At 32.5% G+C, this 22,894-nt stretch carries 16 protein-coding genes and 7 pseudogenes; 11 read left to right on the top strand and 12 right to left on the bottom strand.

Going from position 1 to position 22,894, the window contains the following annotated elements:
* The first annotated feature begins 697 nt into the window (after positions 1–697).
* From Q3V31_RS26115 to Q3V31_RS26105, 3 genes and pseudogenes are all read left to right on the top strand, one after another.
* Complete coding sequence (locus Q3V31_RS26115) at positions 698–1,594, top strand: Rpn family recombination-promoting nuclease/putative transposase (protein ID WP_090814593.1); 897 nt, start codon at positions 698–700, stop codon at positions 1,592–1,594.
* A 486-nt stretch (positions 1,595–2,080) separates the two neighbouring features.
* Positions 2,081–2,911 (top strand): annotated as a pseudogene (locus tag Q3V31_RS26110) (alpha/beta fold hydrolase).
* A gap of 251 nt (positions 2,912–3,162) precedes the next feature.
* The gene (locus Q3V31_RS26105; protein ID WP_098425884.1) at positions 3,163–3,870 is read left to right on the top strand and encodes an IS6 family transposase; all 708 of its coding nucleotides are present in this window, start codon (positions 3,163–3,165) and stop codon (positions 3,868–3,870) included.
* A gap of 44 nt (positions 3,871–3,914) precedes the next feature.
* On the opposite strand, the gene Q3V31_RS26100 is transcribed toward Q3V31_RS26105, so the two are convergent.
* Both Q3V31_RS26100 and Q3V31_RS26095 read right to left on the bottom strand, forming a co-directional pair.
* Positions 3,915–5,543, bottom strand: coding sequence for a peptide ABC transporter substrate-binding protein (locus Q3V31_RS26100; protein WP_090814636.1), 1,629 nt, complete (start codon positions 5,541–5,543; stop codon positions 3,915–3,917).
* Positions 5,544–5,731: 188 nt separating this feature from the next.
* Positions 5,732–6,437 (bottom strand): annotated as a pseudogene (locus Q3V31_RS26095) (IS6 family transposase).
* A gap of 247 nt (positions 6,438–6,684) precedes the next feature.
* Between Q3V31_RS26095 and Q3V31_RS26090 the strand changes: the two are divergent.
* Positions 6,685–7,074: pseudogene (locus Q3V31_RS26090) on the top strand (RNA-guided endonuclease TnpB family protein); the annotation flags it as partial.
* 71 nt (positions 7,075–7,145) lie between these two features.
* Here Q3V31_RS26090 and lepB read toward each other — a convergent pair.
* Both lepB and Q3V31_RS26080 read right to left on the bottom strand, forming a co-directional pair.
* Positions 7,146–7,655 carry a signal peptidase I gene (lepB, locus tag Q3V31_RS26085; protein WP_090814643.1) on the bottom strand — a complete coding sequence of 170 codons (510 nt, stop codon included), beginning with the start codon at positions 7,653–7,655 and terminating at the stop codon, positions 7,146–7,148.
* A gap of 93 nt (positions 7,656–7,748) precedes the next feature.
* The gene (locus tag Q3V31_RS26080; protein ID WP_329767484.1) at positions 7,749–9,866 is read right to left on the bottom strand and encodes a peptidoglycan D,D-transpeptidase FtsI family protein; all 2,118 of its coding nucleotides are present in this window, start codon (positions 9,864–9,866) and stop codon (positions 7,749–7,751) included.
* A 1,066-nt stretch (positions 9,867–10,932) separates the two neighbouring features.
* Here Q3V31_RS26080 and Q3V31_RS26075 point away from each other — a divergent pair.
* A complete protein-coding gene (locus tag Q3V31_RS26075; protein WP_329767483.1) occupies positions 10,933–12,498 on the top strand; it encodes a thiol-activated cytolysin family protein in 1,566 nt (521 codons plus the stop codon).
* Positions 12,499–12,806: 308 nt separating this feature from the next.
* Here Q3V31_RS26075 and Q3V31_RS26070 read toward each other — a convergent pair whose 3' ends face one another.
* From Q3V31_RS26070 to Q3V31_RS26060, 3 genes and pseudogenes are all read right to left on the bottom strand, one after another.
* Positions 12,807–13,064, bottom strand: coding sequence for a hypothetical protein (locus Q3V31_RS26070; RefSeq protein ID WP_329767482.1), 258 nt, complete (start codon positions 13,062–13,064; stop codon positions 12,807–12,809).
* Positions 13,065–13,189: 125 nt separating this feature from the next.
* Positions 13,190–13,387 (bottom strand): annotated as a pseudogene (locus Q3V31_RS26065) (IS6 family transposase); the annotation flags it as partial.
* Between the two features lie 185 nt (positions 13,388–13,572).
* Positions 13,573–13,905, bottom strand: coding sequence for a DUF1904 family protein (locus Q3V31_RS26060; RefSeq protein WP_001120967.1), 333 nt, complete (start codon positions 13,903–13,905; stop codon positions 13,573–13,575).
* A gap of 636 nt (positions 13,906–14,541) precedes the next feature.
* Between Q3V31_RS26060 and Q3V31_RS26055 the strand changes: the two genes are divergently transcribed.
* Positions 14,542–15,129 (top strand): AAA family ATPase, encoded by a 588-nt coding sequence (locus Q3V31_RS26055; protein ID WP_329767481.1) that lies wholly within the window; start codon positions 14,542–14,544, stop codon positions 15,127–15,129.
* Between the two features lie 190 nt (positions 15,130–15,319).
* On the opposite strand, the gene Q3V31_RS31020 is transcribed toward Q3V31_RS26055, so the two are convergent.
* Entirely contained in the window at positions 15,320–16,030 is a 711-nt protein-coding gene (locus Q3V31_RS31020; protein ID WP_199692226.1) for a DUF6843 domain-containing protein, read from the bottom strand.
* 424 nt (positions 16,031–16,454) lie between these two features.
* Positions 16,455–16,752: pseudogene (locus Q3V31_RS26040) on the bottom strand (hypothetical protein).
* Between the two features lie 404 nt (positions 16,753–17,156).
* Here Q3V31_RS26040 and Q3V31_RS26035 point away from each other — a divergent pair.
* A complete protein-coding gene (locus Q3V31_RS26035; protein ID WP_199692227.1) occupies positions 17,157–17,966 on the top strand; it encodes a hypothetical protein in 810 nt (269 codons plus the stop codon).
* Between the two features lie 248 nt (positions 17,967–18,214).
* On the opposite strand, the pseudogene Q3V31_RS26030 reads toward Q3V31_RS26035, so the two are convergent.
* A pseudogene (locus Q3V31_RS26030) lies at positions 18,215–18,922 on the bottom strand (IS6 family transposase).
* A 518-nt stretch (positions 18,923–19,440) separates the two neighbouring features.
* Between Q3V31_RS26030 and Q3V31_RS26025 the strand changes: the two are divergent.
* Positions 19,441–19,683, top strand: a complete 243-nt coding sequence (locus tag Q3V31_RS26025; protein WP_001045664.1) for a hypothetical protein — start codon at positions 19,441–19,443, stop codon at positions 19,681–19,683.
* A 50-nt stretch (positions 19,684–19,733) separates the two neighbouring features.
* A complete protein-coding gene (locus tag Q3V31_RS26020) occupies positions 19,734–20,273 on the top strand; it encodes a hypothetical protein (protein ID WP_000790910.1) in 540 nt (179 codons plus the stop codon).
* Positions 20,274–20,302: 29 nt separating this feature from the next.
* Here the strand turns inward: Q3V31_RS26020 and Q3V31_RS26015 are convergent.
* Positions 20,303–20,407, bottom strand: a pseudogene (locus Q3V31_RS26015) (IS6 family transposase); the annotation flags it as partial.
* A 135-nt stretch (positions 20,408–20,542) separates the two neighbouring features.
* A complete protein-coding gene (locus Q3V31_RS26010; RefSeq protein WP_000591645.1) occupies positions 20,543–20,983 on the bottom strand; it encodes a hypothetical protein in 441 nt (146 codons plus the stop codon).
* A gap of 325 nt (positions 20,984–21,308) precedes the next feature.
* Between Q3V31_RS26010 and Q3V31_RS26005 the strand changes: the two genes are divergently transcribed.
* Positions 21,309–21,650 (top strand): hypothetical protein, encoded by a 342-nt coding sequence (locus Q3V31_RS26005; RefSeq protein ID WP_053446178.1) that lies wholly within the window; start codon positions 21,309–21,311, stop codon positions 21,648–21,650.
* A gap of 243 nt (positions 21,651–21,893) precedes the next feature.
* Positions 21,894–22,754 (top strand): hypothetical protein, encoded by an 861-nt coding sequence (locus Q3V31_RS26000; protein ID WP_329767512.1) that lies wholly within the window; start codon positions 21,894–21,896, stop codon positions 22,752–22,754.
* Positions 22,755–22,894 lie beyond the last annotated feature (140 nt).

Below are 22,894 nucleotides of genomic sequence, written 5' to 3'. Positions count from 1 at the left end.
GTTTTTAGATACAGTGACTGCTGATAGGTGATGTTATGTTAATCTATGAAGTAAATGTCGAATTTATCAGAATTTTATATTTTTTTGTTGATTTATGTTATTTTTAATGTTAAACTCATAACAACAAAGAAAGAGTCACCGAAAACCCTTATCGGTTAAATTTTCAGAATTTTTAGTCTTATTTATCGGTTTACTCCATGTGATTTACACGTTTGTGTATTGCTTTTCCGCTCTTTCTTTGTTCTACCCTATAAAAGAAAACAACCTGTTTTTATCCAAGTTGTTTTCTTTTGTAAAAATTTTATTTGTTGTTTAACAGTTGGGGTTACTATTTTAAAAGTTATTATGGTTTATAGGGGGGCGATAGCTAATAGATTGGATATTTAATGAGGAGTTTGCATTACAATAGAGTGAATCTAGAAAGAGGTGAAAACTAAGAAATTCGGATGTTAGTTTTTTAATTTTGGAAAAGGAAGAATACAAATATAGTGGATATACAATTACAATAAGGGAATGCAGTATAGATTAGTATACTTGCATTCCCTTATTATATTTATTTTTTTCTTTCTATATTTTTTTGTTCATAGATACCAGCAGCCATCTCAGCTTGGAATCAAATAAAATCCTGTTTGCATGTTTACTTTCATTTTATGTACAATAAGGGAAAGAAATAGTATAAGGCAGGGGGAGGAAGCCCATGTCCAACCAACAATTAGTGAATTTACGTATTGATTTTGCATTTAAACAATTATTTGGTACAAGTGGGAACGAGGATATTCTGGTTGCTTTTTTAAATGCTATGTTACATGATTCTTTAGAATCACCGATTATATCCTTGCAGTTAGAAGATCCACATTTGCATCGAGAACATGAAGAAGATAAATTATCGATTTTAGATATCTCAGCGACATTAGATACGGGGACAAAGATAAATGTAGAAATACAGCTGAATAACAATCACGATATGATTAAACGAAGCTTGTATTATTGGGGAAGGTTATACACTTCTCAATTAAAAAAAGGAATGCCATATAGCTCACTTCATAAAACAATTACCATCAATTTGTTAAACTTTGTGATGTTTCCAGAATATGAAGCGTTTCATACAACAGGAATCTTGTGGAATCAGCAACAACAAAAGGTATTGAGTGATGATATAGAAGTGCATATTATTGAAATTCCGAAGTTAATGCAACAATGGCGTAATGAACAAGTAAATCCCTGGGAAGATTCGTTCGTTCGTTGGTTATTATTACTTCCAGCGAATGAAGATGAACACTTAACCAAAACATTGGAGGATATTGCTATGAAACAAGATCCAATTTTACAAAAGGCAATGAATAAGTGGGAACGTATGAGTCAAGATTCTTCTTTCCGTCAAGCCTATGAAGCAAGGGAAAAAGCATTAATGGATGAGGCTGCAAAGTTTGCTCATGCAGAACAACAAGGGATAAAAAAAGGAAGAGAAGAAGGAAAGCTCGCTGAACGTATTCAATTAGTTAGTGGTATGCATAAAAATGGAATGTCAGTAGAGGACATTGCAAAGTTCACGAAGTTAAGTATAGAAGAAATACGAGAAATTTTACAATCCTAAATAGATCAAAATAACACCTACAAATGTTTGTAGGTGTTATTTTTTGGGGGGCATTCTCAATCGGGGAAACTTTTGCGATCTATGCGACACCAAACTATTAATATGTACAAATATAAACTTTTGGATAAAAGTTTACATTCGATTTTTTAAACATTTACAACGAATTTCACAATATAGATATACTTGTTGATTATGAGATTAATATTCTTAATTAACGAAAAATAAGGTAAAATGAAGGTTCTGGTGCAAAAAATCTCTTAAACTTGGACATACTGATATTACTACTCTACAAAAGGTGTGTGATCTGTAGAATGACAATAAAGTTGTTTAATTCACAACATAGTCATTTAAAAAATAATAAAGTTATTTAAAAATCTTTCTTTCAAGCGGTCAAAAGGTATTTTCAACTTAGTACAGAACTATATCATAGTAGGTTGACATAAAATAGGTTGGATAAAATTGATATGAATAGGGAGAAAAATACCGATGGATTGCTTAGTTGCAAAGGGTAGTATTTATTATGAAATCGTAGGGAATGGCTTTCCAATATTAATAATGCATTCAATGGGTACAGACCATAAATCTATGAAAGCCTGGATAGAGCCAATTTTTGATAAGATTCAGGGTTTTCAAAGGATATATATAGATTTACCTGCTCACGGTCGAAGTTTAATTGACGAAAATTTCAACTCTTCAGATGATATGCTTTTAAATATTTTGAACTTTATTGATATGACAATTCCTAACCAAGCATTTTCTCTTATTGGTTTTTCATTTGGAGGATATTTGGCATAAGGTGTTTTGCACCATAGACATAAAAATGTAAAGAGTATTTGTTTGCTGGCTACTTCACTTCATTTGAAAGATAGGGATCTTCCTAAAAAAATAGTTGTTACAAAAGATGAAGATTTATTAACAGAATTGGATTCTGATATAAGAATGGCTTTTGAAACATTGATGAATTATCAAAATAAAGAGAACCTTAACTACTTTTTAAACGAAATCCAACCTGGACGATTATTAGCTAATAAAAATTTTTTAATGTCAAATTGGAGAGAGAAAGGGTATTTTCTTTCTGAAGAACCGCTTAATGATGTAGGTACACTTACACAACCTGTACTCATTATTCTAGGGAAACAAGATTCAATCTGTGGTTATAAAGATCATCTTTTTCTTCTAGAAAAATTTCCGAATGCTACGTTTTCCATTTTAGATGGTGCTGGTCACATGCTTCAAATAGAAAAACGTAAAATAGTACAAGAACTAATCAAAGACTGGCTAATTAGGAGCAATTCGGTTTGCGAATCAAGCAAGTAAATACAATCGATAACTTTTTTAGCCAAATTTCCATATCTGTTGCTTGTCAGTTCATTTTGTTGTTCTTCAACTAACAGGTGCTTTAGCTCAATAAGGATTAAATAACTTTATTATTGATTTTTGAGTGCAAATGCAATTAAATGGATAGAAATTAAACAACTTTAAAGAGCCTTAGTACAATAAAATGTGCAAGGCTTTTATATATTTCATAACAAAATTCAATAACTTTATTATCACTTTACATGATCAGTATGGAAAAGGAGAATTTCTTTAAATGGAAGCATTATCAGCCTGAACTAATCTTATTAACAGTAAGGTGGTACCTACGGTACAATTTGAGCATTCGTAACCTGATGGAAATGATGGAAGAAAGAGGATTATCAATTGCGCACACAACGATTATGCGCTGGGTTCATCAATATGGACCTCAACTAGAAGAGAAAGTACGACATCATCTTAAGCCAACAAATGACTCGTGGAGAGTCGATGAAACATATATCAAAATAAAAGCTCAATGGATGTACTTATATCGTGCAGTCGATTCAGAAGGTTATACAATTGATTTTTATCTAAGTCAATCAAGAGATAAACAAGCAGTCAAGCGCTTTTTCAAGAAAGCCTTGGCTTTTTCGTACGTTTCTAAACTTCGCGTGATAACAGTAGATAAGAATCCTGCCTATCCTGTAGCGATTCAAGAGTTAAAAGAAGAGAAACATATGCCTGAAGGCATACAACTTAGGCAAGTTAGATATCTCAATAATATAGTGGAACAAGATCATCGTTTTATTAAGAAACGCGTGCGTTCTATGCTGGGATTCAAGTCATTTAAAACAGCAACTTCTATATTGAGTGGTGTTGAAGCCATGCATATGATCAAAAAAGAACAGATTGATTTACGGGACCAATCTGTTCAAAATCAGAAAGAATTCATCCATCAATTGTTTGGACTAGTAGCATAAAATACAATTCTGTTAGGGATATATGCACTTTATTCTCTTTTATTTTATTTTTTATTTATATAAGCATTTTTGTAGGTATATACACCACCGAATTGATGCTTTTTAATTCCTTTTACATACTCCTTTTGCACATATGCTAAACCAGTATGATAAAGCGGAGCAACAGCAGCATCTTCTAACAATACTCTCTCTGCTTCTCGTAAATAATCCCATCTTTTCTGTTGATCTAATACAACGTCATGTCTAGCTTTACTTATAAGATCATCAAAACTAGAATTTGAATACTCCATTTTATTATTTGGATTATCTGTCGTAAATAATTCTAAATAACTAATAGGATCTTTATAATCAGGTCCCCAACCTACCATAGATATATCATACTGTCCTGTTTGTTCAAGTTGCAATTTTTGTTTAGATGGTTGCTGTTTAATCTGTATCGTTAAGCCTTGTAAATGTTTTTCAAGTTCTCCTTTTATATATTCTGCGATATGTTTTGCATTGTCTTGTTCAAATGTTAAAAATTCAAGTGTGACATTTTCTGTATTAAGTTCTTTTTTGGCAACTTCCCAAGTTTGTTTCGCCTTTTGTAAATCATACACAGCAAAAGCACCATTTTCTTGACGGAAATCTTTTCCATTTGTTTCATTCTTATATCCTATTGGTATAAGACCTTCTGCAGGTGTTGCACCATTATTGATAAAGTGATCCACAATTCCCTCTTTATTTAGTGCTAAAGAAATAGATTGTCTGGTTTTTTTATTTGCTAACGTAGTGTTCTTTTCATTAAAACGTAACATAGCTATCCCAGAATCTTTTTTCATATGTAATTCCTTTTTGCCCTTGTATTTATCTACAAATTTTGCACTAACAGGAGCACGATCAATACTACCCGATTCATATAAATTTAAGGCCGTCATTGAATCTTTTACAATATGAAAATTTATAGCCTCTAACTTCACTTGTTCCTTATCCCAATATGTATTATTTTTCTTCAATTGAAATTCTTGTTCATGCTTCCATTTTTCTAACACAAATGCTCCATTATATATAAGATGATTTGGTTCTAAACCATAACTATTTCCTTGTTCTTTCACAAACGATTCATTCTGCGGTAAATAAATAGGCAGTGCTAATAATTGCAGTAAATATGGAACAGGCTGTTCTAGTTCTACTTCTAGCGTATGATTATCTAATGCCTTTACTCCTAACTGATCAGCAGCCACTATACCTTCATTAATTTCTTTTGCCTTTTTTATATAAAATAGTAAGTATGCATATTGAGATGCTGTTTCAGGACTTAATGTTCGTTTCCAAGCAAAAGTAAAGTCATGTGCTGTTACCATTTCACCATTTGACCATTTAGCATCTTTACGCAAATGGAATGTATATCTTTTCCCATCTTCACTTCTCTCAAATGACTTTGCTACACCAGGAATAGGCCTATCTTGATTATCGAGTACATATAATCCTTCAAATATATTTTGCATCACATGTGATGATGTACCATCCATGGCTTTTGCGGTATCTAAAGAAGGCATTTCTTCAGATATTGTTAAATTTAATACTTGTTTTTGGTTCTCATTGATAGTTTTATTAGATTTACTACTACAAGCCGATAAAATTGAGGACATGATAAGTGCACATACTAGTAAACCAATCTTTTTCTGTTTCATAAATTTCTCTCCTTAAATCCATTTAATTTTATAATTAGATATATAGTATAGCAGAAATATTACAATAAAATCGTGACATTCTGTTGAATACTTTTTTGTTTTTGCCTGTTTTCGTATTAATTGTGGTTCTGGTGCAAATACTTAGGAAAGATATAAAGAGGCGAAAAGTTTCCTAGTGGAATCTAGTCTTAAGCAACAATTCCAAATAGTTGATGGATGAACTTCACTGGATTTTGGACAGACTTGTCCAGTAAAATAAGTTGCCCTTTTTTTACCATATGCATAGCTTCTATTCCAGAAATAATGGATGTAGCTGTGCGAAAGGATTTCAATCCTAACATCGAACAAACTCGCTTTTTAATAAATCGATGATCTTGTTCCACTATGTTATTGAGATATTTCACTTGCCTTAGTTGGATGCCTAATGGCATCTTTTTTTCTTTTCTCAATTCTTCAACTGCTATAGGATAAGCTGGATTCTTATCGACTGTCACGACACGAGGCTCAGAAACCACAAGGCTGCAAAGCTTTCTTGAAGAATCGCTTTGCAGCCTTGTGGTTTCTTGCTTTGCTTAGGTAAAAATCAATGGTATTTCCTTTCGAATCGACAGCACGATACAGGTACATCCATTGACTCTTTACTTTGATATATGTTTCATCGACTCTCCAAGAGTCATTGGTTTGCTTGAGATGACGACGGATTCTTTTGTCTAATTCAGGACCATACTGATGAACCCAACGCATAATCGTTGTATGAGCAACTGATAAGCCCCGTTCCGCCATCATTTCCACCAAATCACGAAGGCTCAAGTTGTACCGTAGGTACCATCTTACTGTTTGCAAAATAATATCATGATGATAATGTTTCCACTTGAATAAATTTCGCTTTTCCATACTGATCACGCACCTTTTTTAGAATAATAGTATCAGTATGTCCAAGATTTAGAGATTACCTGCAATTATCTTGAAGTTTTCGCACCAGAACCAAAAACGCCATCCTTTCCTATGATTCTACAGAAAGAATAGCGTATTTTTTCATTTTAAGAAAATTTAGTTTTGTTAGCTTGATAGCGATGGGTCTATACTCCAACAAGGGGATTTATGGAAAATTGTAGAATGTATTAATTTTAAATTCTTATATGCTAGAAAAGATTACTTGGACAAAGTCTCAACTGAAATCATCAAAAACCACGATGTTATTGGTATAGAGGATTTGCAAGTATCTAATATGTTAAAGAATCATAAGTTAGCAAAAGCAATTAGTGAGGTATCATGGTCACAGTTTCGAACTATGTTGGAATATAAGGCAAAATGGTACGGCAAACAAGTCATTGTCGTATCGAAAACATTTGCTTCAAGCCAATTATGCTCTTGTTGTGGATATCAAAACAAAGACGTTAAAAATCTAAACCTACGTAAATGGGACTGCCCTTCTTGCCTTACACACCATGATAGGGATATTAACGCAAGTATCAATCTAAAGAATGAAGCGATAAGGCTTCTAACCGCAAGGACTGTGGAGATAGCCTAATAAATTAGAGTTCGATAGAACTCTTTACTTAGGAATCCCCCTCTTCTAAACGAAGTGAAAGTGGGGGTAGTTCAAAAAAGCCAAAAATTGCAAGCTAACACTCCTACTATACTAGTTTTATCTATATACCCTAGACCGTTTCGACTATCCATACTTTTATAACGATTATCTCCCATTACAAATAATTTGCCTGAAGGCACTTTCCTCTCGCTAAAGTTGGAGAGAAATTCAGTTTTATTAATTAAATCTTTGTAAACATAAGGTTCTTCTTGTTTCTCCCCATCTATATAAACGGAATCGTTAACCATTTTAACTGTTTCATTGGGCAAACCAATTATTCTTTTTATGTAATAATTGGAATCATTCGGTATTTTTATAACAACAATCTGCCCATGATATAATGGGCAGATTGTTGTAGCTGCTCTATTTACTAATATATATTCTTGATCTTGTACAGTGGGGTACATGGAATTTCCTTTTACTTTATAAAAATCAAAATTGAAAAATAACAACAAAAACATCAACATACCAAATAGAAAAAACTTTAAATTAAGATTATATTCTTGTTCTTCAGATAACATATGGTTCCATTCCTTATTAATAATTTTATAAAAAATGCCGCCTACTAAGTTTTAATGTAGGGGGCATTTTTTTATTATCTTCATTCGCTTTATTTAATTTGTTTGAGAAGGGGTATTATCCCCTGTATCCTTTTTTAATTCAAAGTATGCATCTAAAATGTCTCTACCAATCATTGAATTAATTCCACCTTTATCATCATATACCCATGGTACAACAACAGAAAATGCGACTTCCGGGTTATCATATGGAGCATATCCTGCTAAAGTTAAATTATAACAGCGGATTCTTTTCCCTTGTTCATCTCTACCAACAGGATCATCTCCTCCATAAACTGTTTGTGCTGTTCCTGTTTTACCAGCCGGTTTATAAGAAGCTTTTTGGAAATAACGCACACCCGTTCCATCACCTTCTTGAAATACTCTTCTGAAACCTTCTTGTACTCGATCAATATATTCTTTTTTCATATCTACACGGTTCAATACAACTGGCTCCATGGATTGTACAACTTTTCCAATCTCTTCTTCTTTCACTGTATGCTCTCGAATCTCTTGCACAATCTGTGGTTTCATTCGATATCCCCCATTTGCAATAGTAGAAATGTATTGTGCTAACTGCAATGGTGTATACGTATCATACTGTCCAATAGCTAAATCTAGTAAGAAACCTGGCTGATAATTTTCTTTACTCATTTGTCCAATAGCTTCATTTGGTAAATCTATACCTGTTGGAACACCTAAACCAAATTGTCCAAAATAATATCTCATTTTATCAAATGTAGCTGCTGTAATATTTAATGAGCTATTAGGTACATAATTTATGCCTGCAATTTTTAAAGCTGTATTGAACATGTAAACATTTGATGAAACTTGTAACGCTCGTAGGTCATCAATACTTCCAAAATCCTTCCAAGATTTTTTGGGTTTTGTTCCTTTAAAATGCATTGGTGCATCATGAAAATATGTTCCTGGCGTTATGGAACCTGTCTCAAATCCTGTTAAAAGTGTAGCTCCTTTTACGGTAGATCCAAGCTCATAAGAGCTAGTCAATGTACCTAAAGCATAATCTTCTACTTTTATATTCCCATCTTTTTTCACTAATTTTTTTCCAGCCATGGATAAAAGTTGACCTGTTTTTGGATCCATCATTACAACAAACGCTCGGTCTAATAGTGGTTCTGAACCTTTAAACTCTTTTAAACGCTTTTCAATAATCTCTTCAACCTGCTTCTGTAATTTCATATTGATTGTTAATGTTAAATTTTTTCCGTTTTTCCCGTTGGAAATTATTTCCGTTTGAGTAATATTTTTTTCTTTGTCAGTAATATTTCGAACTTCAGCTTTTTTTCCATGTAATACGTCTTCATATCGTTGTTCAATATAACTTTTTCCAATGCGATCATTACGATTGTAACCACGCACTAAATAAGAGTCTAAATTTTCTTTTGGAAGCCCCTCTTCAGCACTTGTAATATTTCCTAATACCGAACGGAATAAATCCCCATTTACATAATTACGATCCCAGTCTGTTGTTGCATCTACCCCTGGGAATCTTTCTAAATTCTCACTTATTATTGCGTATTCTTTCTCGGTTGCGTTCTTTTTTATAACTTGAGGTGTCATTTGATATCCTGAACTCATTTTACTTTTAATAGCTAATACTTTTAGGTCTTCTGGCGTTAATTTACTTAGTTCTTCATCAGTGACACGTTCTCGTCTCAATTTTTCTATTTTATTATCAAACCCTTTTCCCTCAATCTTTTTTGCTCTAAGTTTTTCTTCGTCTTGTTTCGTTATTTTTTTTTGGGCCTGTTCTTTATTCATTTGCATCCAAAAATCTTTTCTATCTGTTTCAGTTAATTTATTTATATCTTCTTCGGATATTTCAATTATATTTGAAAGGTCTTTAGCTACTTTCAGAATATCATCGGATTGTATACCTTTCATTCTTGTGTACGTTATGACACGAATAGCGTTATTGTTAACAACCTTTTCACCTTCTCGATCAAAAATCTGTCCACGTGGAACGGGGACACTAATGGTTTCGTTTTCTTGTTTTTCAACTATATTTTTATAAGATTCTCCATCAACGAGTTGTACTTTTCCTAACTGAAGAATAATAGTCGAAAATAGTAAAAACACACAAAAAAACAGTGCGTTTAATCTAAAAGTAACTTTATCTTTCTTTGTTTTATTGGGCTTTCCTTTGCTCATGTAAACCTCCGCTTTAATAATATTAAATCCAATACTTTTACTTAAAATATATTAAATAATATATAAGGATAAGTAAAGTTAAATAAATTTAAAGAATTTCTAAAGTATTACCTGATTTTATTAATATATATTTTTTAAAAAAGAGAGCACTTATACATGCAATCAACTTAAGAAACTTTGATACCCCTAAAATACATCTCATCACTTCAAAAGGTACGATTCCGTTAGGAATATATATGCTTTATTCTCTTTTGTTTTATTTTTGCACCAGAACCCCCTATATAAACAAAGGAAAAGTCTGCAAAGAGGCTCCGCCTTTTCAACATACAATGAACTTCAATAATTACTAGCTACTTTCTAAACCTTGTTCCTCATTTACCAACCTGTTTTTGCTTTTTTCAAACTTTTTCTTTCTCTACAGCTAATTATTTATAAGACCGTGTCTTATTTAAACCTATATCTTGATGTAATTTTACATATCCAAATAAAGGTAATTAATATTAGGATTGCGGTTGAATTATATTAATATTATTTAATTTCCATTAAACACTTTTCTAAGATTAAAATAGTTATTTTTTCACCTGATATATCAAGTCATAACAATTGTAATTACTTAAATGAAATTAAATGGTTATTTTTTTAATATAATATTTTAATTTTCGTTAATGCTCAACATTGAATTTTTTTGATATAATCGACAAAATTCTGCTATTTACGAATTGGTATTTTAATGATTTAATAAAACCATAACTGGTATGACCACTAAGAAAGGAAAAGATTACGCTAATATAAGTTCAGTAAAATTATAAGTAACATTATTATTATCTTATTATTTTAATAATATGATATTTTATTAAAAAACAGTCTATAATCACAAAATTATTGCATTTATAAATAAAATTAATGAAAGACTTTTGTAACAGTTATGAAAGTGTATTGAAAGATACTTAAACTAAGATAAATATAACAAAAGTGATTTTATTCCAAAGTAAAAGTATAAGCCATGTACAGTGTAATTCTATTTTTGGTGATTTTATAGAAATGATGAAAGAAAGGGAGAGATAACATGAATCATACGAAAAAAAAGGAAGGGGTTGTTTTTTTGAAAATCAAGAAAAATACTAAGGCGATAAAATTACTAGCATGTTTATCAATTGGCTTATGCACTATTAATTATTCATCTATTTCCTTCGCTGAAACAAAAACAAGTAATTCAGCTGATGCATCAAAAAATGCTAGTGGCATTGATACTGGCATAGGAAATCTTAAGTATAATAATCAAGAGGTTTTAGCAGTAAATGGTGATAAAGTGGAGAGTTTTGTTCCGAAAGAAAGTACAAATTCAAATGGTAAATTTGTAGTAGTTGAACGCGAGAAAAAATCACTTACAACTTCACCAGTCGATATTTCGATTATTGATTCTGTGGCTAATCGTACTTATCCAGGGGCAGTACAACTTGCAAATAAAGCTTTTGCAGATAATCAACCTAGTTTATTAGTGGCTAAGAGAAAACCTTTGAATATTAGTATAGACTTACCTGGCATGAGAAAAGAAAATACAATTACTGTTCAAAATCCTACATATGGTAATGTGTCTGGAGCAGTAGATGAATTAGTATCTACTTGGAATGAAAAGTATTCAAAAACACATACGTTACCTGCAAGAATGCAGTATACAGAATCTATGGTGTATAGTAAATCTCAAATAGCAAGTGCTCTTAATGTTAACGCTAAATATCTTGACAATTCACTGAACATTGATTTTAAAGCGATTGCAGATGGAGAGAAAAAAGTGATGGTTGCGGCATATAAGCAAATCTTTTATACCGTAAGTGCAGAACTACCTAACAATCCATCAGATCTTTTTGATAATAGTGTTACTTTTGATGAGCTAACTCGTAAAGGGGTAAGTAATGCGGCTCCGCCTGTTATGGTGTCAAATGTAGCTTATGGTAGAACAGTTTATGTGAAATTAGAAACATCATCTAAGAGCAAAGATGTACAAGCTGCCTTTAAAGCCTTAATTAAGGGGCAAGGCGTTGAAGCGAGTGGACAGTACAAAGATATTTTTGAAGACAGTACCTTTACCGCTGTGGTATTAGGCGGAGATGCAAAAGAGCATAACAAGGTTGTTACAAAAGATTTTAATGAAATCCGAAATATCATTAAAGATAATGCAGAATTAAGTTCTAAAAATCCAGCATACCCAATTTCATATACAAGCACTTTCTTAAAAGATAACGCAACTGCTGCTGTTCATAACAATACAGATTATATCGAGACGACAACTACAGAATATTCAAGTGCGAAAATGACGCTTGATCATTACGGTGCATATGTTGCTCAATTTGATGTATCTTGGGATGAATTCTCATATGATCAAAATGGCAAAGAAGTACTAACCCATAAAACTTGGGAAGGAAACGGCAGAGACAGAACTGCTCATTTCAATACAGTCATACCACTTCCATCGAATGCAAAAAATGTAAAAGTCGTAGCAAGAGAATGTACAGGTCTTGCATGGGAATGGTGGAGAACAATTATTAATGAACAAAATGTTCCATTAACAAATGAAATTAAAGTTTCAATTGGAGGAACAACATTATATCCAAGTGCCAATATAAGTCATTAGGTTGAAGTGAAGCGTCTTGTAAACAGGGCGCTTTTTTACTTGGTTGCAAGCTTATGCTTCCAGGATTTGAAGAATATTTTTAATGTCGCTTTTAAATAAAGTCGCGACTTTTAAGGATACCATCACATTGCCATCAATTTAAGAAATTCATTGTTCCTCAAAATGAAAAAACGAACTGAATTCCCATAAATAAATGTAGAAAGAACAAACTTCGTTTTGGATACATTTCAAAGTCTCAAGTCTATAGGCATATGGCGGCTCATTTCTAGAATTGCTTTCATGTGTCAATGATAGAAATATATGTTTTATTATGGATACTTTTCAACTAGTACGATATTATCAAGATAGACATCAAAGCTGAACGCGGCACTATTATAAATGTAGAATTCACTTGGATTACTAGAATTTAGAGTAGTAAATTCGACCGATTTTTGTTCATACTGTGAGGAAGTAAATTCCAAACTAGTTGGGCCAATTGCATTAACAAATGCTAGCAGGGACACTTCTGAACCAGGAGTAGTTACTTTTCCAGATGCGGACAGTATGTATGTAGTATTAGGCTTCAAAGTTATGAATCCACTTAATAATCCACCGTATGATGAGTTTAAATGAAGTCCTTTAGAATTATGGTTCTGGTGCAAAAATAAAACAAAAGAGAATAAAGCATATATATTCCTAACGGAATCGTATCTTATGTTGCAAGTCCAAAAAATTGATGGATGAATTCTTTTTGATTTTGTACAGACTGGTTCCGTAAAGCAATCTGTTCTTTTTTAATTATATGCATGGCTTCTACTCCAGAAAGAATGGATGTAGCTGTGTCAAAAGATTTAGGGCCTAGCACAGAACGGATTCGCTTCTTTATAAAGCGATGATCTTGTTCTACTAGAGGTCACAATACATATCCATCAAGCTAATATTTTGATGTCTCCCAAAACAAAAATTTTATCTCTTCACAGTTAGTTGTCTATGAGAATTCAGTTCATTTTTTTGTTTTTGGATATTTGCTTTTCTTAGCTTGATGGCAATGTGGTTCTACCCCTTATAAATGTTACAAAAATCTTTCAAATAGCTCTAACTTGCACAATGCTTCCCGTTAATATAATACGCTGATTCTGTGAAAACCGTAAATACAACCTCTACTTCTGGAAGTCCAAAATCCATTACATATGTAGTAATGGCCTTGGCAAATCGATCACGAATTTCCTGTCCACGCTCGAACCATTTCACTTCAATAAGAGGAAACGCTTCTATTTCTTCTCCATTGAATACAAACGTAGAACTTGGTAGTTCCAACGTAAAATTATCCGTACCACACTCACAAATCTCTGCGAGCTCTTCTACTAATGGCTTGCTTATGCGTTTTAATTGTTCAGTAGTAATTCCACGAAACACAACATGCGGCATGTGAATCCCTCCGTTAGATAGCTTTATATTTGCTCACATCATAGCACAATTTATTTTGCTGCACTAACATCTATTGGTACACTTCAATGACATTCTTAAGAATGATCATATGTTATTGAAGCAATACATGTATTGTAACTATTTAAAAAATTTGAGAGCTCGGTAATTGGGTAAATAAAAAAAGCCTTATCATTCTCCCTGTAAGGAGGCATGAGGGGAGGCCTCTATTAGGAAAGGGATGGTGCGCTTATATATTTTAAAAAGAAAAGACACCCTAAGGTGCCTTCCTCCGACTTGATAACCACTTTAATTTTAATAACATTGGATTCCCATCCGAATACTATTTTACCACGTTAAGTAATGTTGGTCATTGAGAAAGTCAAATACGTAGTGTTCATATATAGTGACCCCTAGGAGCATGCAAGATTTAATACAGTTTTTTTTGTTGATCCAACAACAAACAAGAACCCTAAAACCGTGCCAGGATAGGAATGTATAAAAAATGCATAGGTCGATAGAACAAAGAAAGGAGGTTCCCTTGTAAGGGGAAGATTCCTCCTTGTCCTTGCTACTGATAATGATGTGTTATGTTAACTTTAAATGTATAGGGTATACATTTAAGAATGGGGGGATTTTATGAAGTTTATAATATCTTTGCAAGGTGGTATGGCAGTTGGAAAGACAACATTAGCAAGAAATCTTGAAAAAAAGTACAAAAATTTACATGTCTTCTATGAGAATCCATATCCAATTGTACAAAAAAGAAAAGAACTCAATTTAGATATTCGAAAAAAGGAAGGGTTTGTACATAACCAAAGGTTATTTATTCAAGCTGAGATCGAAAGGTTTAAAACTCTACCTGAGGGAATTGTATTATTAGATCGTGGTCCAGAAGATATTGAGTTTTACACTTTGCATTTTCCGAAATCTGTAGAAGAGAACTGGGATGTTGAAACTGAATTAAATCAAGAATTACAAGAACTTAGAAACTGTCGCTCTAACTTAATTTTATATTTAGATGCTCCAGTAGAAATATTACGTGAACGAAAAGAAACAGATAAAACCAGGAGTAGAAATTCCTTTGAAGAACAATTGAAATTTTATAATCAAGAAAAGAGCTGGTATAAGCATTTTAGCACCACAATGATTCTTGATGTTGGTTTCAAAACAGAACAAGAAGTAGAAGAATCTATAGCAGCAATTTTACATAAGAAGAACTTCTGATAACGAATTTTATGTAAATAAGCTGTCCACATGGACAGCTTATTTACATAATGATCGTTAGCGGAAGTTCCATTTTTCAAAACGACTCCATTAAATATGATTGGATGTATAAAACACATTAATAAAGAATTATACTTGACTTTGGTCTACCGCAGATGCTTTCTCTTAATCATCGATATGAATAAATGACTTACTTATGATCAATTTGTAGTTGTTGTTTTTCGTTAAAACACATTGAGAATTGTGGATGTTTTTCTGCTTCTTTCTTTGTTCCTATAAAGAATTGCGAATATGTCAATCCAGCTTGCGATGATACTGATGTATTGTGAATATCTTTGCCTTCTTCTAAGCTCTTAATTTGGTTTCCGCTTTTGTCTACATAATAGTATTTTACATTACCCCATCCAGAATCAAGGTCACTTTTCCTACCAATCCTTTCATTCGATGATGTTTTTAATAGTCCATCTTTAGTTACTTGATATATAATTTTCTTATCTTCAATTTTTAGGGGTGGTGCATCCTTGATGTTATAAAGGACACCCACACATCCTTTGTAACCATCAGGTATTAAAAAGACCTTCTTAGCGAAAGAATTATACATATCATATATCCAAACAATAGGGGTAACTAGTATGATAACAGACAAAAAAAAGGCTATTCCAGCATAAGCATATTTATTCTTACGGATAAAGTACCATGCCAAAAATATAAACAATAAGAAAAGTGGTATTGCTTGAATGAAGAGAAGTCCTTTTAAAAAATCAAGTTCAGTACTGTCTGGAGGGTCTGTTGTCATCCCGCCTATAAACAATGCTAATGGAGCTGTGATGAGATTCAATCCTAAACTAAGATAAATCAATAACAACAGGTTTTTATTTTTATTTTTTGGTACTTCATCCATCCGAATTCCTCCTACACTTAATTCAATGAAATTCATGTTGCACCGTAAATCCTATCCCATTTTGAGGGAGACATGATCTGCTCTCAATATTTTTTCTTTTTAAGCCGATAAAGCCCTTCAGATTGGTTCCCAGTGCAATCAAATTCATAACGATATAGATACTTAGGGAAGTAACCTGATTTGGAATCAAATTAGCAAGGTTTGCCCAAAGTAATGCAATGCTTGCTAGCCATTTTAAACGGATGATATAAGACCAACCTGTTCACTTCCCTTTTCCTAATTGTACCATTTGGGGCAATCGATTTGTTAGGATTTTTGAATGTATATTCTATACATGCTCGGTTAACATAACGTCTCATTATTGATAGCAAGAAAAAAGTGGATCCCTACTCTCACAAGGAATCCACCTATTCATTATATGCTTCTATATTTGTTTTGTTTTCTTTGCTAGTGCCAACTTCAAAAAAGCTGCAAGTAGTATGAGAAGCGGTATTCCCCGAATGAAGAGAAATCCTCCCTAAAAATCAAGTGCAGTACTATCTGGAGGGGCTGTTGCCATCCCGCCTATAAAAAAAAGCCATTGGACTTGTGAGTAGATTTATCCCTAAACAGACCATTATCAACGATAGGTTTTTAGCCTTAATTTTTGGTGAACCAGACTTAAAAAATAAGAATATTGCAGTACCGAATATAAGAAACAGTGTTACATAAAAATTTAACATAATATCCCTCCATGACTTTTTTACAAATGGCTGTATTTACGTCTGCATACAGTAATTTTAGAATGGCTTATCTGTTCACTAAACAAAAAACATAAGAGGCCTCACCATACATGTCCATCTCCCGAAAAGAGGGAATAAGAAAAAATAACGTTTTTTTGTACTTAGGGGTAGTGAAAATTCTTAAGTTGATGGCGATGTATGGTGACCCCTAATACAACGATTATTGTATTTTAAATAAGGAACGACTTCTCACAAGAGAGTCCCTTTTTCATCTTTAAAAATGGTAAAATGTAGTTTAAGGAAGGGTAAGAATGAAAAATGAACATAGGGGGATTTAAATAAAGGATGGGAAAAAACCCTAACTATGATTGTATGAAGTATATAATAGAAAAGGGAGAACTTGAATGAGGAAACCAAAAGTAACTGTTTTTATCTTTTTACTGAGCATACCACTATTCCTATTAAGTGGTTGCTCTACAGACACAAAACCATTAGAAAAACCAATAGGAGATTATTTGTCCGAAAACTACGGGATAAAGAATGGGGATTTTAAAATTCTTTCTACTGATAGTGGGTTTGGAGCTTCTAATCAACAGACTTACGTGGAAATAAAAAAACCATACCGCACTCTTGCTTATTTACTTGTAGACAAAGAATCATATGAAATAGTTAAAAATGGAAGCGATGATGTTTTTCTAGAAATATTTAAAGGAGCTTATGTTGAACAACATCGTGATGTTTTGAAACAATCCGATAAGATAATAAAAAAGTATAACTTATTAAGTGAATTCTCCTATCGTAAAAATAAACCAAATTTCTATTACTATTTAGATATACATATAGATAAAGAAAAAGAAAAGGAATTAATTGAAAATTTCAAACGTGATCAAAAAATAAACACTGACAATATAATGAAAATGTTAAAAGATAGTAAACCTAGAGATCATGCTAATTATATAGGAGTTATCAATTTTAATTACTATTACAATACCTACAAAAATAGTGAAACTGTTCCCAATGCTCAAAGTATTATGGATGATTTCGAAAAGAGCCACGTGCTAACAGAGGGCATTTATAAGATAGCTGTTGTGACCATGTATTCCAGCCCTAATGAAACAACCATAGGAGGAACGGACAGTCGTAATAATAATGTCATGTTTACCGTGGATAAACAAGGGAAATTCGAAATATTAAAAACAACTGTAGATTCTTGATAAAATACGTCAATTGTTGTGTTTTAAAAAAGGGTCGACTTCCCACAAGGAAGAGGAGGCACTGAAAAAGTCCTCATGGTTTAAAAAGTGAAACCGACTTATGAGCAGCCCTTTCCTTTTTGAGGATACAAAAAAAACCGCCCATCCATCTTTAAAGAAATAAAAAAACCAGCTATATTATGCAAGGTTCTGGTGCAAAAATAGAATAAAAGATAATAAAGCGCATAGATTCCTAACGGAATCATATCTTATGTTGCAAGTCCAAACAATTGATGGATGAATTCTTTCTGATTTTGGACAGACTGATCCTGTAAATCAACCTGTTCTTTTTTAATCATATGCATGGCTTCTACTCCAGAAAGAATGGATGTAGCTGTGTCAAAACATTTGAATCCTAGCATAGAGCGTACTCGTTTCTTAATAAAACGATGATCTTGTTCCACAATGTTATTCAGATATTTTATCTGCCTGATTTGGATGCCTAGTGGCATCTTTTTTTCTTCCTTCAATTTTTCTATGGCTATTGGATAAGCTGGATTTTTATCAACTGTAATCACACGAAGTTTAGAGGCATGGAAAGACCGCAAAGCTTTCTTGAAGAATCGCTTTGCAGCCTTTTGGTCTCTTGTTTTGCTTAGATAAAAATTGATTGTGTTTCCTTTCGAATCAACAGCACGGTACAGGTACATCCATTGCCCTTTAACTTTGATATATGTTTCATCGACTCTCCAAGAGTCATTGGTTTGCTTGAGGTGACGACGAATTCGTTTGTCCAATTCAGGACCATACTGATGAACCCAACGCATAATCGTGGTATGAGAAATAGATAAGCCCCGTTCATCCATCATTTCCACCAAATCACGAAAGCTTAGGTTGTACCGTAGGTATCATCTTACCGTTAATAAGATAATATCAGTCTGATAGTGCTTCCATTTAAACGGATTTTCCTTTTCCATACTGATCACGCACCTTTTTTAGAGTTATACTATCAGTATGTCCAAGATTAGGAGATTACTTGCAAGGATTTTGGAGTTTTTGCACCAGAACCACCACTTTAATTTAAATAATTTATATTGAACTCCCATTCAAGTATTATTTTTCCTAATGAATAATTGGTATATTCTGTCTTAATCCACCTTTTCGGGGGATGGGCAAAAACACCCATATAGTGTCTCATTATCAGTAGCAAGAAAAAAGCGGATCCGTACTCTCAAAAGGAATCCAATCTCTCTTTTTCTATAACTATATTTTTATATGGGGTAGCACCCCATCGCTATCAAGCTAAAAAGGACGGGTTACCTCAAAACAATAAAAACGAGCATAATACACAAAATTTTCGTTTTGGGTATTTCAAAAAATTTTAAGTTGATGGGCATGTGCCGTACCCCTATTAAAGTGGAAATTTCTCAAACGAAACTTTAATATATATAATTAATATTCTATTCATATTAAAAAATTGAAAAGAGGTGGCACTTTGAACAAATGGGCTATATTATCTTTATTGTGTGTACCCTACGCTCTTTTAACTATAATAAATGAGGATACATTAGAGATAGGTGGATCAGCAAATATCTTTTGGAAAATTGGTTTATTTGCACCGCTTATAGGCGTTTTATTTTCAGCTGGAGCCAGTAAGACTTACCAACGCGTTATGCTTGCAATATTTAATTTAGGTTACTATTTTGGGCTTTACATCTATATGCTATACACTTTTTAAAATACTCTTTTTATATTCGTTTTGTAAAAATATATTTAGGGGAGAAAACAATGAAAAATAAAATACACTATTTATCAATAATTTTCACAAGTCTTGTTTTTTTATTTTTATTTATAAAAGCATTAGGATGTATCTTTTGGATAAATGGTGCACCAATAGACAAATGGGTAGCTTGGATTAGTTTATTTGCTATTCCTACTTTCATTTATTATTCTTTTCCAGGGCAAAATTTCAAAAAAACACAAAAAATGGTAACTGTAATTATCATAATAGTTCAATTAATATGGCTAAAATGGGCAATTAATCAATCTAAATATTATGTATATATTAACAGTAATAACATTCTCCCATCTCCATATATAATTCAGGAGACTCCAAATTCAGATATTCCTATTTCTCTTGGCCAAAGGCTTTTAACTGACTATACATTTTATAAATCAATTAATTCATATCTATATGTAAAAGAAAATGTCACAGAAAGTGATCGAGGCATTGTTGATTGGATAAAACATTTTGATAGCAAAATAAAAGAAGAAAAAGACGGGCGCATCTATATAGAGACTTATAAGGGAAAATTATTTTTCAAGTAAATTGTAAAAGGGAGAACTCAATGTGAAATCTCCCTTTTAAGACTCTCAATCGCTATAGGATAGACCGGATTTTTGTCTACTGTAATCATATTGGGTTTTGGAGCATGAAAAGATTGCAAAGATTTCTTAAAAAAGCCATTGATACTAGCTATTATTTTTGGAGAAACAACTTACAAAAAAGATAATTATAAAAAGTCGATTCCTTATTTGAGATAAGGAATCGACTTTCAAATAAATCATATACTCGTTCTGGTGTCGATATGTATTTATTACAAATTACCTTTAACTTTTCCAACGATCTCGTTTATCGTATTTCGATCTAGCTTGTCACTAATTTCGAATAGCTCACGATCTCCTACTAATTGTACGCCTACGATGTCGTTGCGGTCTTTACCGTATTGCACTTCAATAATAGATCCGCGCTCTATTTGTTTCCAAATGTAACCAGCTTCATCTTTATTGTCTAAAGTAATACAGTCCTCAATGTTTTCATTGATTCCAATTAACATATTATCGTCAATATACCCAATCTCGTATTGTTGACGCTCTTTCGCTTTGCCGCTTACTAAAATACCCGCACGACCATATGAGTAATCCCAATAGTCTGCTTTCGGCTCTTGTGCCTCAGCTTTTTCAGTAGTGCCACAACCGGTAATAAGACCAATTGGCATAACTGCAATTAATACTACTCTAGTAAATTTCTTTATCATCTAAAACCAACCTTACATGTTTAAGTGAAAATTCCATTTATTCCCTCATTAAAGGATAACATGATACTACGGGGAAAGCAAAACGAAAAAATGAGCTGACTTCTCAAAATAACTAACTATAGAGAAAGAAAATTTTCATTTAGGGGGTACTTCAAAATCTTAGTTTGATGGCAATGCGATTTTACTTCCGCCTGCTAAAAAACATTCGTAATGATTGTTAATATTTGTTAACATTAAACAAGAAGTGCTTGTGAAGGATAACATTCCTTTCATAATAGTGCTTTTTGTTTTTTGATTTATTTTATAAGGATAAGAGGGAAGATATATGCGTTCTAAGAAGTACAACACCATAGCATCAAGCTGTCTAATTTTGTTTCTTGTTTGTTGGATCCTGCTATCTACATATGGTAAATACAATTATACTGTTGGTGATTTCACTCCAGCTGATGTGAAATTAACCGTTGGACTGGATATTTTACAGATGACTCTCCTTTTTATGTCTTTGGTCTTCGGCTTGATAGCATATGCTTTACAAGACGAAGGAAGCTACGCAGGGATTAATATTATAATATCCCTCGCTTTGTTTGTTTTAACAGGTATGAGTGATATTTTAACAATTTACATACTGTTTACTGAGCCTGTCCATTTACAAATGTTATTTAAGTAATAATCTTACTTGAGCTTGAATTACCTTACCGACATGAAGAAATAGAAGTACTATAAATGTACAGAGATAATAAAGTTGTTTTAAAAATACCGGTCATTTTATTCAGTAATTGGGCCAGATTACGGAGTGATTTTATTAATTTTCTCGTTAAGAATGTAAAGAAGTGGACTTTAGCCAACGTGGCAGTTTAGTTGAATGGGAATGTTATAATATTATAAAAATTTTAGAAATGTAGGGTGAAAAATTAAGAGTATTAAAAGATTGATTCAAGTCATCTTAGTAAGTACATCAATCTTAATTCTTAGTGGATGTTTCTCTAATTTCTCTAAAGATGATTTGAATCAACCAATACAAAAATATTTAAAAACAAACTATGGAATACAAGGTGGGTTTTCTGTTGTTGAGACAGATAATTATTGGTTTCAAGGGGTTGACCATCAAACTTATATAGAAATGAAAAAGCCATATCGTGCTTATCCGTTTCTAATGATCGAAAGAGGTACTTGGAAAATTTTAAATGATGACAGTGACGATATCTATCTTGAACAATTCAAGGGTGCATATATTGAGCAACATCCAGAAGTAGTTCAAGTAATTGAACAAATCATAAAAAAATATGGATTAGTGAAATATCCTAATAAATTTATTTCAGTAGAGAATGGTCCTGTTTATATATTTCCTTACGACAACCTTGAGTTTAATATAATTTATTCTCAAGAACTACTTGATGATTTTAAAAAGACCCAAAAGATAGATACTACTAAACTTTTACCTACATTAATACCAAGTGACCCCCGACGTGAAAATTATAATGTCAGGTATTTAGGTGTAGTAAATTTTCTATTTAAATTTGACATGTCTAAAACTATTCCAAAGGCCCAAGATCTAATTGAGGACTTTCAAAAAAGTGGAGTATTAACAAAAGGGATATACAACATAGATATGTTAGTAGATGATTCAAATGGGGGATCGGAATATAATAATGTAGCTTTGTTTGAAGTTGATGAAAATGGTAAATACACTATAATTGCTTCTCCTAAATACGGTGAGTTAGAGAACACTTACTTTTATGGTGATTATGCAGCAAAAAAAAATATAAAATAGAACTTTATGTTGAATTATCCCAAAGTCCAATCGCTTATTTAATTATGTAGACGAAATAATTATTTTCCCTAAAAAATATTGGGGACTTAAGGGGATAGAATGAATCTTCTTCAACAATTGGGCGCTATTTTTGAATAAAC

This window comes from Bacillus nitratireducens (assembly GCF_036320425.1).
GTDB lineage: Bacteria > Bacillota > Bacilli > Bacillales > Bacillaceae_G > Bacillus_A > Bacillus_A nitratireducens.
The sequence above is the reverse complement of the archived record's forward strand: the minus strand, read 5'-3'. Positions and strand labels throughout refer to the sequence as shown.

Bases quoted from the DNA above. Each gene is read 5' to 3' on its own strand.
- Q3V31_RS26005 (WP_053446178.1), top strand. From the start codon at position 21,309: ATGCGTTCTAAGAAGTACAACACCATAGCATCAAGCTGTCTAATTTTG.
- Q3V31_RS26010 (WP_000591645.1), bottom strand. From the start codon at position 20,983: ATGATAAAGAAATTTACTAGAGTAGTATTAATTGCAGTTATGCCAATT.
- Q3V31_RS26075 (WP_329767483.1), top strand. From the start codon at position 10,933: ATGAATCATACGAAAAAAAAGGAAGGGGTTGTTTTTTTGAAAATCAAG.
- Q3V31_RS26060 (WP_001120967.1), bottom strand. From the start codon at position 13,905: ATGCCGCATGTTGTGTTTCGTGGAATTACTACTGAACAATTAAAACGC.
- Q3V31_RS26105 (WP_098425884.1), top strand. From the start codon at position 3,163: ATGGAAAAGGAGAATTTCTTTAAATGGAAGCATTATCAGCCTGAACTA.
- lepB (WP_090814643.1), bottom strand. From the start codon at position 7,655: ATGTTATCTGAAGAACAAGAATATAATCTTAATTTAAAGTTTTTTCTA.
- Q3V31_RS26100 (WP_090814636.1), bottom strand. From the start codon at position 5,543: ATGAAACAGAAAAAGATTGGTTTACTAGTATGTGCACTTATCATGTCC.
- Q3V31_RS26020 (WP_000790910.1), top strand. From the start codon at position 19,734: ATGAAAAATAAAATACACTATTTATCAATAATTTTCACAAGTCTTGTT.
- Q3V31_RS26035 (WP_199692227.1), top strand. From the start codon at position 17,157: ATGAGGAAACCAAAAGTAACTGTTTTTATCTTTTTACTGAGCATACCA.
- Q3V31_RS26055 (WP_329767481.1), top strand. From the start codon at position 14,542: ATGAAGTTTATAATATCTTTGCAAGGTGGTATGGCAGTTGGAAAGACA.
- Q3V31_RS26080 (WP_329767484.1), bottom strand. From the start codon at position 9,866: ATGAGCAAAGGAAAGCCCAATAAAACAAAGAAAGATAAAGTTACTTTT.
- Q3V31_RS26115 (WP_090814593.1), top strand. From the start codon at position 698: ATGTCCAACCAACAATTAGTGAATTTACGTATTGATTTTGCATTTAAA.
- Q3V31_RS31020 (WP_199692226.1), bottom strand. From the start codon at position 16,030: ATGGATGAAGTACCAAAAAATAAAAATAAAAACCTGTTGTTATTGATT.